This is a genomic window from Streptomyces sp. WY228, from assembly GCF_019287315.1.
Classification (GTDB): domain Bacteria; phylum Actinomycetota; class Actinomycetes; order Streptomycetales; family Streptomycetaceae; genus Streptomyces; species Streptomyces caviscabies.
The window spans coordinates 6,508,185-6,523,832 of sequence record NZ_CP079114.1 but is presented as its reverse complement, the minus strand read 5'-3'; the positions used below and the strand labels follow the sequence as shown (position 1 = coordinate 6,523,832).

Below are 15,648 nucleotides of genomic sequence, written 5' to 3'. Positions count from 1 at the left end.
GGCCCGTCACGCCGCCCCGGCCCCCGTCAGCGCCCGTACCTCGGTCTCGGCGTGCTTGGCCTCGTCGGGCTTCTCGGGCGAGGTGACCGTACCGATCCAGCCGGCCAGGAAGCCGAGCGGGATGGAGACCAGGCCCGGGTTCTCCAGCGGGAAGAGCTGGAAGTCGACGCCGGGGAAGAGGGACGTGGGGCTGCCCGAGACGACGGGCGAGACCAGCACCAGCACGACCGCCGGGATCAGCCCGCCGTACACCGCCCAGACCGCGCCCCGGGTGGTGAAGCCGCGCCAGAACAGCGAGTAGAGCAGGGCAGGGAGGTTCGCCGACGCGGCCACGGCGAAGGCGAGGCCCACCAGGAAGGCGACGTTGAGGTTCTGGGCGAGCAGTCCGAGGCCGATCGCGACGACGCCGATGCCCGCGGCGGCGACGCGCGCCACGGCGACCTCGCCGTGCTTCTTGCGCCCGGGGCGGCGGAGCGAGGCGTAGAGGTCGTGGGCGACGGACGCGGACGAGGCGAGCGTGATGCCCGCGACGACGGCCAGGATGGTGGCGAAGGCGATGGCGGCGACCACGGCGAAGAGAATCGTTCCACCGGTGGACCCTTCGCCACCGCCGAGGTGGAGGGCCAGCAGCGGGACCGCGGTGTTGCCCGCCGCGTTCGACGAGCGGACCTCGGCGGAGCCGACGAGGGCGGCCGCGCCGAAGCCGAGCACGATCGTCATCAGGTAGAAGCTGCCGATCAGGCCGATGGACCAGACGACCGAGCGGCGCGCGGCGCGGGCGGTGGGCACGGTGTAGAAGCGCGACAGGATGTGCGGCAGCCCCGCCGTGCCGAGGACGAGGGCGACGCCCAGGCTGATGAAGTCGAAGCGTGAGGTCCAGTCCCCGCCGTAGCGGAGGCCGGGCGCGAGGAAGTCCTTGCCGTGGCCGCTGCGTTCGGCGGCGGTGTCGAGCAGGTTGTTGATGTTGCCGTGGAAGTGGACCAGGACGAGCACGGTGAGGGCGACGGCCCCGGCCATCAGCAGGACGGCCTTGACGATCTGGATCCAGGTGGTGGCGCGCATGCCGCCGAAGGACACGTAGATCACCATGAGCGCGCCGACGCCGACGACCGTCCAGGACCGGGCCGCGTCGCTCGTACCGCCGAGCAGCAGGGCCACCAGGCTGCCCGCGCCGACCATCTGGGCCACCAGGTAGAGCACGGAGACGGTGACGGAGGAGGTGCCGAGCGCGGTGCGCACCGGGCGCTCCGCCATCCGCGCGGCGACCACGTCGGCCAGGGTGAACCGGCCGCAGTTGCGGACGAGTTCGGCGACGAACAGCAGGACGACCAGCCAGGCGACGAGGAAGCCGACGGAGTAGAGCATGCCGTCGTACCCGAAGAGGGCGATCAGCCCGGAGATGCCGAGGAAGGAGGCCGCCGACATGTAGTCGCCGGCGATGGCGAATCCGTTCTCCATGGGCGAGAACAGGCGTCCGCCGGCGTAGAACTCCTCGGCGGAGCCCTGCCGGTTGCGGCCGACCCAGGTGGTGATGAAGAGCGTCACCGCGATGAACGCGCTGAACAGCAGCAGGGCGAGTGTCTGGTGGTCGCCTCTCAACGTCCGAGCCCTCTCGTCATCTCCTGGGTGTCCCACCGCAGATCGAGCGCCGCGCGGTCCCTGCGCAGCCGTGCGTGCCGTGCGTACGCCCACGTGAGCAGGAACGTGGTGAGGAACTGGCCGAGACCCGCCACCATCGCGACGTTGACCGCACCGGCGACCGGGCGGGCCATCAGCTCGGGTGCGGTGGTCGCGGCGACGACATAGGCGAGATACCAGAGGAGGAAGGCGAGGGCGGCGGGGGCCACGAAGCGGCGGTAGCGGCGGCGCACTTCGCGGAACGCGGCGCTGCGGTGCACTTCCAGATAGATGTCGGCCGCGCTGGGGGCCGGATCCGGCCATGGCGTACCGGACGCGTCGAGGCCGCCGACGTCTCCCGTCCCGTCCCGGTCGCCCCGGTCGGCGACCGGCGCGTCGTCCCACGGGTCGTCGAGCCGCACTCCCGCGGTCTCCGGCCCTGCTTCCTTCTCCACCGAACAACTCCCCTGATCCGCCGACCTTTTCGGCCGCACGGACCACCATGGGCGGTTCGGGAAGATCGCGGGCGCGTCATTCGCCCGACTTCACCCCTTCAGGTGACAGAAGTCCCGGACGGCTGCGCACTTCCCCGGCAGAGCCCCGCGAAACGTCCGCGGCCCCCGCTCCGTGGGACGGGAGCGGGGGCCGGGCGGGTGTACGGGGGTCAGGCGTCGATGCGCGAGCGGTCCAGGGTGGCCGCGGAGCTGGTGATGAACTCCTTGCGGGGCGCGACCTCGTTGCCCATCAGCAGGTCGAAGACCTGCTCGGAGGCTTCCAGGTCGCCGATGTTGATGCGCCGCAGCGTGCGGTGGCGCGGGTCCATCGTCGTCTCCGCCAGCTGATCGGCGTCCATCTCGCCCAGGCCCTTGTAGCGCTGGATCGATTCCTTGATCCGGACGTTCTTGCGCTGGAACTCCAGGAGGGTCTGGCGCAGCTCGTTGTCGGAGTAGGTGTAGACGTACTTGTCCTGCCCCTTCTTGGGCTGGACCAGCTCGATCCGGTGCAGCGGCGGAACGGCGGCGAAGACCCGCCCGGCCTCGACCATCGGGCGCATGTAGCGCTGGAAGAGGGTCAGCAGCAGGGTCCGGATGTGGGAGCCGTCGACATCGGCGTCGGTCATCATGATGACCTTGCCGTAGCGGGCGGCGTCGATGTCGAAGGTCCGCCCGGACCCGGCTCCTATGACCTGGATGATCGCGCCGCACTCGGCGTTCTTCAGCATGTCGGAGACGGACGACTTCTGTACGTTGAGGATCTTGCCGCGGATCGGCAGCAGTGCCTGGAACTCGCTGTTCCGGGCCAGCTTGGCCGTGCCGAGCGCCGAGTCCCCCTCGACGATGAACAGCTCGCTGCGCTCGACGTCGTCGCTGCGGCAGTCGGCGAGCTTGGCGGGCAGCGAGGAGGACTCCAGCGCGGTCTTGCGGCGCTGGGCGTCCTTGTGCTGGCGGGCCGCGATGCGGGTGCGGGCGGCGGCCACGGCCTTCTCCAGCACCGCCCTGGCCTGGGCCTTGGCGTCCCGCTTCGTCGAGGTCAGGAACGCCTTGAGCTCCTTGGCGACCACGTTGGCCACGATCCGGTTGGCCGCCGAGGTGCCGAGCACCTCCTTGGTCTGCCCCTCGAACTGCGGCTCGGCGAGCCGGACGGTGACGACGGCCGTGAGGCCTTCGAGGGCGTCGTCCTTGACGACGTCGTCCTCGGCGACCCGCAGCATCTTGGCGGAGCGCAGCGCCTCGTTCACCGTCTTGGTCAGGGAGCGCTCGAAGCCGGTGACGTGGGTGCCGCCCTTGGGGGTGGCGATGATGTTCACGAACGACCGTACGGTCGTGTCGTAGCCGGTACCCCAGCGCAGGGCGATGTCGACGGCCAGCTCTCGGGTGACCTCGGTGGCGGTCATGTGGCCGCGGTCGTCGAGGACCGGGACGGTCTCCTTGAAGGTGCCCGTGCCACTGAGGCGCTGGACGTCGCAGACGGCCTTGTCCTGGGCCAGGTACTCGCAGAACTCGCTGATGCCGCCGTCGAAGCGGAACGTCTCCTCGGTCTTGCCCTCGCCGTCGAGCCCGCGCTCGTCGCGGACGATGATCGTGAGACCGGGGACGAGGAAGGCCGTCTGGCGGGCGCGCTGGTAGAGCGTCTCCAGGTTGAGCTTGGCGTCCTTGAGGAAGATCTGGCGGTCCGCCCAGTACCGCACCCGGGTACCGGTACGGGTCTTGGGGACGCGCTTGCCCTTGCGCAGGCCGTTGGCCGGGTCGAACGGGCTGTCCGGACCCTGCTCGGTGAACATGCCGGGGACACCGCGCCGGAAGCTGATCGAGTGGGTCGCGCTGTTGCGGTCGACCTCGACGTCCAGGCGGGAGGAGAGGGCGTTGACGACGGAGGCGCCGACGCCGTGGAGGCCGCCGGACGCGGCGTAGGAGCCGCCGCCGAACTTGCCTCCGGCGTGCAGCTTGGTCATGACGACCTCGATGCCGGAGAGGCCCGTCTTGGGCTCGACGTCGACCGGGATGCCGCGGCCGTTGTCCCGGACCTCGACGGAGGCGTCGTCGTGGAGGATGACCTCGATCTGGTCGCAGTAGCCCCCGAGCGCCTCGTCGACGGAGTTGTCGATGATCTCCCAGAGGCAGTGCATCAGGCCACGGCTGTCGGTGGACCCGATGTACATCCCGGGGCGCTTGCGGACCGCCTCCAGGCCTTCGAGGACGAGAAGGTGCCGCGCGGTGTAGTTGGAGCTGTCCCGGTCGCCGCCTGCTCCGGTCAGCATCGCGGTGGACGGCACGGACGTTTCGGCGGTCACGCGGTTCGCTCCTCGCTGAATTTCATCTGGGGCCCCCGTGGGTACAGGGCTGGGCTTCGGTTGCCGCTGAGAGCCTACAGAGGCCTGGTAGAGCGGTTGTAACGCCACCCTCGGGGAATCCTCATGCTAGTCGAGCTTCTTCCAGGCTCGCATGGGTGTTCGATCATTCGTTGGAGTGACGTGCACATCACGTTCCCTTCGACGCATGAACCATTTAGGCTCCGGGCACGTCCTCATGAACAAACCGGCAAGCCGGCCGGCGGGACCAACCCCCTAGACAAGCAATGCGAAACCGTAGCGCTCCGCATACGGCACATTCGCCGCCAACCGGCAACAGACAGCCACACCGAGAAGAAGTTTCGAAGAAAAGCCACGAGCGGGAACGTTTTCGGCCTGGTTGGATGTTGACCCTGGTACGACAGCTCGTCGAGCTAGAGAAGAGGCGACGTGACTACTGTTCTGACCCCCGCGAGCCCGCTGACCGCAGCAGACCGCTGTGACCGTTGCGGCGCCCAGGCATATCTGCGCGTCGTCCTGATCAGTGGCGGTGAACTGCTCTTCTGTGCCCACCACGGGCGCAAGTTCGAGCCGGAACTCAAGAAGATCGCCGCGGAAATACAGGATGAGACGGATCGGCTCACCGCCGTGCAGACGGCTTCCGCCGACGAGGACCAACACTGACACCTCGCATCCACGACGAGCCAGGGGCCGGTCCAGGACCGGCCGACGGGCGGCTCCCCCACCGGGGGAGCCGCCCGTTCTCGTCGTGACGGCCGGACCGCCCACGCGGCCCGGCCGGGCTCAGATGCGGCCCGCGGCCCATTCCAGGGCGGCGGAGACCCGGGTGTACACCCCGGGGCTGCCCGCGCGCCCGCAGCCGCTGCCCCAGGACACCAGGCCGATGAGCCGCCCACGGGCCACCAGCGGCCCGCCGCTGTCGCCCTGGCACGCATCCCGGCCGCCCGCCGGATCGCCCGCACAGACCATCGCCGAAGCCTTGTACGTGCCCTCCTGGCCGCCCGGGTAGGCCCGCGCGCAGTCGCTGTCCGGCAGGACCCGCACCCGCGCGGAGCGCAGCACGGAGGCGTACGTACCGCTTCCGGTCGTGTCGCCCCACCCGTAGACGTCCGCCGCGGTCCCGGCCCGGTAGGCGGCGTCCCCGCCCCGGGCCATCGGGATCACGCCGTTCTTCGGCAGCGCGCGGGACAGGGTCAGCACCGCGAGGTCGCCGGCGTTGGAGACGGGGTCGTACGCCGGGTTCACCCAGATGGACCGGACCAGGATCTCCTGGCCGCCGGAGTCGCTCAGCCGTTCCCGCCCGGCGATCACCAGCAGGTCCTTCACCCGGTTCGCCGGTCCGCCGAGCGCCTCGTCACTCAGACAGTGGGCGGCCGTCAGGACCTTCGTGGGCGCCACGGCGACGCCGCCGCAGAACTGACCCGAGCGCGCCCCTCCGAACCGGTCCCGGCTCGACAGCGCCACCGCCCAGGGGCTGTCCGCCACGGGGGCGGGCCGGCCGCCGACGATGATGCTGTCCGCGGCGGCCGGTGCGGGCGAGGCGAACGGCAGCACGGCCGCGGCGGCGGTCAGGGCGAGCACCCCGGTCAGGGCACGGACGACGGGACGGGGCATGGAGGCTCCTGACGCTGAGGTGACAAGTGATCCACCCAGCGTGATCCAGCCGGTCCGGGTACGCACCCGAGGACACGCCGGAGGGCCCGGATCCCCTGGGGGTTCCGGGCCCTCGGCCGGTGAAAATACCGCGATCTAGTCGAGGTAGTCGCGCAGCACCTGGGAGCGCGACGGGTGACGAAGCTTCGACATCGTCTTCGACTCGATCTGACGGATGCGCTCTCGCGTCACGCCGTAGACCTTGCCGATCTCGTCGAGCGTCTTCGGCTGGCCGTCGGTGAGACCGAAGCGCATCGAGACCACGCCGGCCTCACGCTCGGAGAGCGTGTCGAGCACCGAGTGGAGCTGCTCCTGGAGGAGCGTGAAGCTGACCGCGTCCGCCGGGACGACGGCCTCGGAGTCCTCGATCAGGTCACCGAACTCGCTGTCGCCGTCCTCGCCGAGCGGGGTGTGCAGCGAGATCGGCTCGCGACCGTACTTCTGGACCTCGATGACCTTCTCGGGGGTCATGTCGAGTTCCTTGGCCAGCTCCTCCGGGGTGGGCTCGCGGCCCAGGTCCTGGAGCATCTGGCGCTGCACGCGCGCGAGCTTGTTGATGACCTCGACCATGTGCACCGGGATACGGATGGTGCGGGCCTGGTCGGCCATGGCGCGGGTGATCGCCTGACGGATCCACCAGGTGGCGTACGTGGAGAACTTGTAGCCCTTGGTGTAGTCGAACTTCTCGACCGCGCGGATCAGACCGAGGTTGCCCTCCTGGATCAGGTCCAGGAAGAGCATGCCGCGACCGGTGTAGCGCTTGGCCAGGGAGACCACCAGACGGAGGTTGGCCTCCAGGAGGTGGTTCTTGGCCCGGCGGCCGTCCTCGGCGATGATCTCCAGCTCGCGCTTGAGCTTCGGCGCGAGCTTGTCGGCGTTCGCCAGCTTGTCCTCGGCGAAGAGACCGGCCTCGATGCGCTTGGCGAGCTCGACCTCCTGCTCGGCGTTGAGGAGGGGAACCTTGCCGATCTGCTTCAGGTAGTCCTTGACCGGGTCGGCGGTGGCGCCGGCGACGGCGACCTGCTGGGCAGGTGCGTCGTCCTCGTCGTCGTCGGAGAGGACGAAGCCCTTGTTCTCGCCCTCGCCCTCCTCTTCCTCACCCTTGCCCGCCTTGACTTCCTCGGCGGCCTCGTCACCTTCGAGCAGCTCGTCGTCCTGCTTGCCGGACTTCTTCGCCGCTGTCTTCTTGGCCGCCGTCTTCTTCGCGGCGGTCTTCTTGGCAGCCGTCTTCTTGGCTGCCGCCTTCTTGGCGGGAGCGGCCGCGACGGCGTCGTCGGCCACCGCGTCCGCACTCTCGGCCGCCGGGGCGGCGGTGGCCGCGACGGTCCTGGTCACGGTGGTCTTCGCCGCGACGGTCTTGGTGGCGGTGCGCTTGACCGGGCTCTTCGCTGCGACGCTCTTGCGGGCGCGCTTCGGCGACTCCGCGGCACTGACCATCAGCGTCACACCCTCTTCCTCGAGGATCTGGTTGAGGCTGCGCAGAACGTTCTTCCACTGGGTTGGCGGAATCTGGTCAGCCTCGAAGGCCCGACGCACGTCATCGCCGGCGATCTGCCCATCAGCCTTTCCCCGCTCGATGAGCGCCATCACAGACTCGGACTCGGCGATCTCCGGCGGGAGCGTACGGGATGTGCTGGCCGACACGAACAACCTCTCGGAACGATGGAAACGGCTTCCGGCCCTGCCCTGGAGAGGGCGGGAACCGACGACCGTCGACTGGGGATGTCGCCGACGGCGCGGGTCAGGCCTCAGAACTGCACAGCGCGCCCAAGGGCTGCTGTATTCCTTCCGCGACGCTCACCTCTTAAGTCATCGCGCTGCTTCGAGGAGTGTTACGGCCAATCCGCGTGGCCCGAGTCACACCGCATTTCTGGCGAACCGGTCCATGGACGGCATCCCCTCACAATTGTGCCGCCGGACCCGTGCGGCCCGGCGGCACCGGGCGCACACATCCGGCCGCACCCCGGTCAGTGCTCGCGCGGCGCGGGAACCACACGCTCGACGTCGGGGTGGACGACGAGCAGCTGACGCATGGCCGTCTCGGCGGCCCCGGCGTCACCCGAGGCCAGGGCGTCGGCGATGCGCGCGTGATGGGCGAGCGAGGTCTCACCCGGCCGGTCACAGCCGGTGACGGGACCGCCGGAGACATGGAGGGCGGCCGAGACGATGCCGGAAAGGTGTTCGAGCATCCGGTTGCCCGCGGCCTGGATGAGCAGGGCGTGGAACTCCGCGTCGGCGCGGGAGAACGTGATCGCGTCCCCCTGTCCCATCGCGTGCCCCATGATCTCCACCATGTCGCCGAGGCGCTGCTGAATGTCGTCCCGGCCATGCCCGGCCGCGAGGCGGGCCGCGAGCGGTTCGATGGTCCAGCGGAGCTCGGCCAGCTCACGGCGCTGGTCGTCTCGCTGCGGGCCGAAGGCCCGCCATTCGATGATGTCGGGATCCAGCAGGTTCCAGTCGCTGACCGGGCGGACCCTCGTCCCCACATTGGGGCGCGCGCTGACCAGCCCCTTGGCTTCGAGGACGCGCAGGGATTCGCGTACGACGGTGCGGGAGACCTCGAACCGCTGGCCGATCTCCTCGGGAACGAGGGGGCGGTCCGCGCCGAGGTCACCGGAAACGATCATCTGGCCCAGCTGCTGGACGAGTTGGCCGTGGAGACCGCGCCCGCGGCTGGCCGCCCCCCGTCGGCTCGCCCGTCCCAACTCGGAATCGGCACCGCCCCAGGACCGGGCTGCGGCACGCTCGCCGGCCTGCGCCTCCGTATAGGGGTAGCGGTCGAGTTCGCCCGAGCCGGCCAGGCCGGAGTCGACGGTGCGGGCGGCGGTCATCATGGTGTGCGCAAGGGTACTCACGCATCCTTTGTCGGCGCGGCTCGCCCGCCCCTTGAGGTCTTTGGTGAAAAGCACACGAAAGGGTGATCGGCGCTCGCTCCGCAATTGACGCCATATGCCTACAAATCCGGCATTTCTCAGGGAGTTGTGGGCTCCTGTCCTCGACGCGGGACGACCGTGATCACCAACGCGCCTTCCCTCGAAGGCTGGTGAACAGATACGCGCAGATCAGGGCTGACAACGACAGGGCGAGCGCTGTCCCGACGGGTTGGGCCACCACCCGCGCGACGGCGAGGACCCACTGGTCGGCCTGTTGCGGCAGCTGCCATCCGGCCAGTTCGCGCAGCCGACCCGGGAGTCCGGCCACCGAACGCGCGGACGGCGCCGCGAAGAGCTTCTGCACCAACGGAACGACGAGCACCGGAACGGCCAGCACCGCCGCGATGCCCGCTCCGGCCACCCGGAAGACGCCGGCCGCCAGCAGCCCCGCCCAGGCACAGCCGACCGTCAGAGCGGCCCAACTCACGCCCAGTGCGACGGCGTTCGAAGGGATCTCGACCAAGTCCGGTCCGTATACGAGCCGGAGGCTCTGCGCTCCGCACACCACGACGAGACCGGCGAGCAACAGGGCGAAGCCCGCGGTCACGGAGAGCTTGGCCAGCAGCAGCCCGAGCCGCCGGGGCACGGTGCCGCGCGCGGCGGCGAGTGCCGGATAGCGGAACTCGTCCCCGAAGGACAGCGCCCCGAGCAGACCCGCGCCGAGTGCGGCGGGAGGCAGCGGCAGCAGGGCGGGCCAAGCGGCGAGCACGCGGGGCAGCGCGGTGCCGTCGGTGCGGGCGAGCAGAACGGACACCGCCACCGACACCACCAGAACGGCCGCCATGATCATGGCCGTTGTCCTGACGCCGAGGGAGCGGCGCAGTTCGTACCGGAGCGGGCGCAGGGGGCCGCGTGCGGGGCGCACCCGGATCGGGGGCGGCAGCTCGGACAGGGCGGCGGCCGAGTCGTCGCGCTCCCCGCTCCCGCTCTCCGCCGGGGCGGCGGGTCCGGTGTCGCCGATCTCGTCGGCGAGCTGGTGCACGGGGACGCCGTGCCGGTAGGCGGTGTCGCCGATCTCCGCGCAGTTGCTGCCGTAGACCGTCAGCCGGCCGGCCGCTTCCTCGACCACTTCGACGGAGCGTTGTGCGGCCCGGGCCTCTCTGCTGACCACGGCCGCCAGCCGGGCCGCGTGCGGGGTGCGGACGGCGACCCGGGCCCGGAGCCGGGTGCGGGCGAAGTCGGCGACGTCCTGGTCGGCGACGAGGCGCCCGCCACCGATGGTGACGACGCGGTCGGCCGTGCGAGCCGCCTCCTTGGGGTCGCCGGTGGTGTGGAGAACCGTGCCGCCCTGGGCCGCGTGTGCGCGCAACAGCCCGTACAACCAGCTGTTCTCGCGTGGGGACAGCCCCTCCGCGGGCTCGTCCAGGATCAGCGTGTGCGGGTCTCCGAGCAGCGCGGAGGCGAGGCCGAGCCGACGGTCCATGCCCACCGAGAGCGTGCCCAGACGCTGGTCCCCGAGCCCGGCGAGACCGACCACTTCGAGCACTTCGTCGGCCCGGGTGGCGGGCACTCCGGCTGCCGCGCAGAGCATGCGGAGGTGGCCCCGGGCGGTCCGGGAGGGGTGGCCCGGCACATCGCCGAGCAGTACGCCCACTTCCCGTGCCGGATGGGCGATGCGGTGCAGCGGCCGCCCCCGGAAGTAGGCGACGCCCCGCCCGGCGTCCAGTTCGAGCATCAGGCGCAGGGCCGTGGTCCTGCCCGAGCCAGGGGCGCCCAGCAGGGCCGTGACACGGCCGGGCGGAGCCTCGAAGGTCAGATCGTTCACGGCGGGCGGAGCGTCGCGACGGGGGGTGCTGGTGAGTCCGATGGCCTGGAGCATCGCTTCTCTCGCGTCTCTCGCGGAAGGTGAGACCGCTCGGCGGCAGGGGGTTACCCAGCAACATAACGCGACATTTCCGACTTTTGGTGCAGGGGTGAGTCGACAGGCGTTCCGCGCGGCCATCAACGGCGGAACGCCCGGTGACTCAGACCTCGGGCCGCAGCATCGGCGGATTGAGGACCGTGGCCGCCCCGGCCCGGAACAACTGCGCGGGCCGGCCGCCCTGTCGCGTGGTCGTCCCGCCGGAAGGCACCAGGAATCCGGGCGTTCCGGTGACCTTGCGGTGGAAGTTGCGGGGGTCGAGGACCACGCCCCACACCGCTTCGTACACCCGGCGCAACTCGCCGACCGTGAACTCCGGCGGGCAGAACGCCGTGGCCAGCGAGGAGTATTCGATCTTGGAGCGGGCCCGCTCCACTCCGTCGGCCAGGATCCGGGCGTGGTCGAAGGCCAGCGGCGCCGCCTGTTCGCCCTCACGTCCGGTGCCGGGGTGCAGCAGATCCTCGACCGGCGCCCAGCGCGCGCTGTTGGCATCACCGCCGGCCCGGGGCGCGGGCAGGTCCGGTGCGAGGGCGAGGTGGGCGACGCTGACCACGCGCATCCGGGGGTCGCGCGCCGGATCGCCGTAGGTGGCCAACTGCTCCAGATGTGCGCCGTTGCCCACGGCGGGTTTCGCCGGATCGTGTGCGCAGAGGCCGGTTTCCTCGACGAGTTCACGTGCCGCCGCGGACCCCAGATCCTCGTCCATCCTGACGAATCCGCCGGGCAGTGCCCATCGGCCCTGGAACGGGGTCTCTCCGCGGCGGACGACCAACGCGCAGAGCGCGTGACGGCGCACCGTGAGCACGACCAGGTCGACGGTGACAGCGAAGGGCGGGAAGGTCGACGGGTCGTAGGGCGGCATGTCGCGATCATAGTCGTCTGCCTGACGATAAACACTCCCTTCGGCATGCTCGTGATCAGTCCGGGTTCCGGGGTCGGTTCCGGGTGACGGGTCATCGGCGCGTCCTGGTGCCGCGTCGGCCGTACCGCCGGGCCTCGCTCGGCCGCCGCCCGGCCGCCGAGGGCCGGGGACGGACCGATCCCGGTGCCGCCTTTCCCCGCTCGGCGCCCGGAAGCCGGGGAGCACGCCCGCGCCGTCGGCCGCCGTCGGGCAGCCGACGGACCCTGCGGACCCGCAGCGGGGTGGTACCCCGGTCGGCGGCGGTGGACGCCGACTCCTCCGCCGCCCCGGCGCCGGAGCCCGTCTCCGCACCCACGGCCTCGCCCTCGCCCGGTCCCCCGTCCGGGCCCTCGTCCGCGGTCTCGCGCAGGCAGCGGCGCAGGGCCTCCGGATCGAGCCCTTCGTTGCAGGCCCGGTGCAGCAGTTGGGCGAAGGTGTAGTCGGGATCGGCGCGCAGCGCCAGCGTCAGCGCGACCCGCGCGCCCGGCTCGTCCCCCGTGGACCAGGACACCCAGCCCGCCAGCGTGAGCGGAGCGGCCGCGTGCTCCCCGTACCGCCCGACGCAGCGCCGTGCCAGGGCCCGCCACAGACGCAGCGCCGACTGTGCTTCCGCCCCCTCCATCCAGGCCGCCGCCCTGTCCCGGGTCTCCCGGTCCTGGAGCCCGAGGATGACCGCGGCGGCCTCGTCGGAGCCGATGAGCTGGTCGTCCCCCGCGTCCGCGAGCGCGGGAGGAGCCGGCTGCGCCCGTTCGATGCGGTCCATGAGCGTGCGCGCCAGCCGAAGGGTCCGGGCCGCGACCTCCCGCCTGGCCCGCTCGTCCAGCAGCCTCGGCATCAGCACCGGCACAGCCCTGTCCAGGGCCTCCTGCTGCGTGGTCACGTCGACCGGGGTCCGCCAGGGCTGAAGCCTCGCCTCCATGTCGCGGAGCGTGCCCCGGACATGGACGCCCGCGTAGGTGGCGGCCGCGGCCATCACCGTGGTGCCGGGCATGGCCAGCGGGTTGCCCTGCTCGGGGCAGCACCGGGGGTCGGGGCAGCAGTAGGACCAGTAGCGGCCATCGGAGATGCAGAGCGCTTCGAGGACGGGCACGTCGAGCGCTCCGCACGCCGTGCGCAGGCGTTGCGCGAACGGCCTGAGCCGCTCCATGGTCAGCGGGCCGCCCGAACCGTCCGGCGAGTCCTGGCAGAGGAAGATCACGATCGCGTCGGGCCGTCCTTCGCGGCGCTCGCTCCCCGATACCAGGCACTCCGCCAGTTGGTCGGCGACCGGCCCCCATTCTCCGGGCGCCTGCGGAATGCCGAGCCGGAGCCGGCCGCCGAACCGGCCCTGGCCGCCGTGCAGGGCGACCATCACGACGCTGTCGTTGGGGTAGAAGCCCATGAGATACGGGAGGGCGTCGGCGAGCTCGGCGGGGCCGCGCAGGGTGATCTGCTGTTCCCCGGCCGGGCCGGTGGATTCGTGGTGCTTGTTCATGGCTTGACGGTCCCGCAGCCCGCCGGATCCCGCGACCCCTGTGGATAACGTTATCCACAGGCTCGCCCTGTCGTTCGCGGTTTGTCGTGGCCATCGGGTTGCATGGGGGCATGACCAACGCAGATCGTGCAGCGCTCAGGGCTTCGGCCGATTCCGTCCTCGCCCGCCTGGTGGGCGATGCCACCGGTACGGCCGTGCTGCGCGAGGACCAGTGGGTGGCCATCGAGGCGCTCGTCGCCGACAAACGCAGAGCCCTGGTCGTGCAGCGCACCGGCTGGGGCAAGTCCGCCGTCTACTTCGTGGCGACCTCGCTGCTCCGTGCGCAGGGCGCCGGCCCGACGGTGATCGTCTCGCCACTGCTGGCCCTGATGCGCAACCAGGTCGCGGCGGCGGCCCGGGCCGGGATCAGCGCCCGCACGATCAACTCGTCCAACACGGAGGAGTGGGAGAGCGTCCAGGCCGAGGTGGCGGCGGGCGAGGTCGACGTCCTCCTCGTGAGCCCGGAACGCCTCAACAATCCCGACTTCCGCGACCAGGTGCTGCCGAAACTGGCGGCGGCGACCGGGCTTCTCGTGGTCGACGAGGCCCACTGCATCTCCGACTGGGGGCACGACTTCCGGCCCGACTACCGGCGGCTGCGGACGATGCTCGCCGATCTGCCGACGGGGGTCCCGGTGCTCGCCACCACCGCCACGGCCAACGCCCGGGTGACGGCGGACGTCGCGGAACAGCTGGGCACCGGCGCGGGCACCGACGCGCTGGTGCTACGAGGCCCGCTGGACCGGGAGAGCCTGAGCCTGAGCGTGCTGCGACTGCCGGGCGCGGCACACCGGCTGGCCTGGCTGGGCGACCACATCGGCGAGCTTCCCGGCTCCGGGATCATCTATACGCTGACCGTGGCGGCGGCCGAGGAGATCACGGCCTATCTGCGTCAGAACGGGCACGCGGTGGCCTCGTACACCGGGCGGACCGAGAACGCCGAGCGCCAGCAGGCCGAGGACGATCTGCTGGCCAACCGGGTCAAGGCCCTGGTCGCCACCTCCGCGCTGGGCATGGGATTCGACAAGCCCGACCTCGGCTTCGTCGTGCACCTGGGCTCGCCCTCCTCCCCCATCGCCTACTACCAGCAGGTCGGGCGTGCGGGGCGCGGTGTCGAGCACGCCGAGGTGCTGCTGCTCCCCGGCAAGGAGGACGAGGCGATCTGGCAGTACTTCGCGTCCGTCGCCTTCCCGCCGGAGGAGCAGGTGCGGCGCACCCTGGACGTTCTGGCCCGCGCGGAGCGGCCGGTCTCCCTCCCGGCGCTGGAGCCCCTGGTCGATCTGCGGCGGACCAGGCTGGAGACGATGCTCAAGGTGCTGGACGTCGACGGTGCGGTGAAGCGCGTCAAGGGCGGCTGGATCTCCACGGGTGCCCCTTGGGTCTACGACGCCGAGCGTTATGCCTGGGTCGCCCGGCAGCGGGAGGCCGAACAGCAGGCCATGCGTGACTACGCCTCGACGACGGCGTGCCGGATGGAGTTCCTGCGGCTGCGCCTCGACGACGAGGAGGCCGCGCCCTGCGGACGCTGTGACAACTGCGCGGGCGCCCGGTTCGACGACAAGGTCTCCACCGCCGCCCTGGACGGAGCGCGCGACGAACTGGGCCGGCCCGGTGTCGAGGTGGATCCCCGCAAGATGTGGCCCACCGGCCTGCCCGCGGTGGGCATCGATCTCAAGGGGCGCATCCCGGCGGGAGAGCTGTCCTTCACCGGCCGGGCGCTCGGCCGGCTCTCCGACATCGGCTGGGGCAACCGGCTGCGTCCCATGCTCGCGGCACAGGCTCCGGACGGGCCGGTGCCGGACGATGTCACGAACGCCGTGGTCACCGTGCTCGCCGACTGGGCGAAGGGGCCGGGCGGTTGGGCCTCCGGTTCGGCGGACGCCGCTCCGCGGCCGGTCGGTGTGGTGACCGTCGCCTCGCGCCGCAGACCGCAACTGGTCGGGTCGCTCGGCCTGCGCATCTCCGAGATCGGCCGGATGCCCCTGCTCGGGACGGTCTCCTACGCTCCGGGCGCCGAGGACATGATGATGTCGCAGACCAACAGCGCGCAGCGGGTACGGGCGTTGCACGAGGCCCTGGTCGTGGAGCCGGAGCTGGCGGAGGCGTTGGCGGCCGCGGACGGCCCCGTTCTGCTGGTGGACGATCTTTCGGACACCGGCTGGACCCTGGCCGTGGCCGGGCGGCTGCTCCGGCGGGCCGGAGCACAGGGGGTGTTTCCGCTGGTCCTCGCGGTTCAGGGGTGACAGGAGGAGTCATCCCGGGCGGGTCTGGGCAGGGATATCAGTGTCATTCCGGCTGATTCCCGTCAGCCGCAGTAATTGCTCGTTGCCGCCTGCCGGTAGGCCAGGGAGAATTGGAGAT

The 15,648-nt window shown here is 71.1% G+C and carries 11 protein-coding genes; 2 read left to right on the top strand and 9 right to left on the bottom strand.

All coding sequences use genetic code 11. The features are described 5' to 3' along the window. Positions 1–6: 6 nt before the first annotated feature. The 3 genes from KV381_RS28580 to KV381_RS28570 form a co-directional block, all read right to left on the bottom strand. Positions 7–1,599: a cation acetate symporter gene (locus KV381_RS28580; RefSeq protein WP_030080086.1), complete on the bottom strand. Its 1,593-nt coding sequence runs from the start codon at positions 1,597–1,599 to the stop codon at positions 7–9. Then, positions 1,596–2,072, bottom strand: a complete 477-nt coding sequence (locus KV381_RS28575; protein ID WP_030631430.1) for a DUF485 domain-containing protein — start codon at positions 2,070–2,072, stop codon at positions 1,596–1,598. The genes KV381_RS28580 and KV381_RS28575 overlap by 4 nt, the downstream gene beginning before the upstream one ends. A gap of 209 nt (positions 2,073–2,281) precedes the next feature. Further along, on the bottom strand, positions 2,282–4,408 hold the full coding sequence (locus tag KV381_RS28570; RefSeq protein WP_030631429.1) for a type IIA DNA topoisomerase subunit B: 2,127 nt from the start codon (positions 4,406–4,408) through the stop codon (positions 2,282–2,284). A gap of 447 nt (positions 4,409–4,855) precedes the next feature. Between KV381_RS28570 and KV381_RS28565 the strand changes: the two genes are divergently transcribed. Then, entirely contained in the window at positions 4,856–5,089 is a 234-nt protein-coding gene (locus tag KV381_RS28565) for a hypothetical protein (protein ID WP_030080091.1), read from the top strand. Positions 5,090–5,209: 120 nt separating this feature from the next. Here the strand turns inward: KV381_RS28565 and KV381_RS28560 are convergent, their stop codons facing one another. From KV381_RS28560 to KV381_RS28535, 6 genes are all read right to left on the bottom strand, one after another. Next, positions 5,210–6,040, bottom strand: coding sequence for a trypsin-like serine protease (locus KV381_RS28560; RefSeq protein ID WP_103536858.1), 831 nt, complete (start codon positions 6,038–6,040; stop codon positions 5,210–5,212). Between the two features lie 135 nt (positions 6,041–6,175). Further along, on the bottom strand, positions 6,176–7,723 hold the full coding sequence (locus KV381_RS28555) for an RNA polymerase sigma factor (RefSeq protein ID WP_030631423.1): 1,548 nt from the start codon (positions 7,721–7,723) through the stop codon (positions 6,176–6,178). Positions 7,724–8,046: 323 nt separating this feature from the next. Continuing rightward, entirely contained in the window at positions 8,047–8,934 is an 888-nt protein-coding gene (locus KV381_RS28550) for a FadR/GntR family transcriptional regulator (RefSeq protein WP_181007909.1), read from the bottom strand. 160 nt (positions 8,935–9,094) lie between these two features. Further along, complete coding sequence (locus KV381_RS28545; protein ID WP_103536857.1) at positions 9,095–10,831, bottom strand: ATP-binding cassette domain-containing protein; 1,737 nt, start codon at positions 10,829–10,831, stop codon at positions 9,095–9,097. Positions 10,832–10,976: 145 nt separating this feature from the next. Further along, positions 10,977–11,735, bottom strand: coding sequence for an NUDIX domain-containing protein (locus tag KV381_RS28540; RefSeq protein ID WP_030080101.1), 759 nt, complete (start codon positions 11,733–11,735; stop codon positions 10,977–10,979). Positions 11,736–11,826: 91 nt separating this feature from the next. After that, on the bottom strand, positions 11,827–13,248 hold the full coding sequence (locus KV381_RS28535; protein ID WP_098026047.1) for a DUF4192 domain-containing protein: 1,422 nt from the start codon (positions 13,246–13,248) through the stop codon (positions 11,827–11,829). Positions 13,249–13,358: 110 nt separating this feature from the next. Between KV381_RS28535 and KV381_RS28530 the strand changes: the two genes are divergently transcribed. Further along, entirely contained in the window at positions 13,359–15,530 is a 2,172-nt protein-coding gene (locus KV381_RS28530; RefSeq protein ID WP_030080105.1) for a RecQ family ATP-dependent DNA helicase, read from the top strand. Positions 15,531–15,648 lie beyond the last annotated feature (118 nt).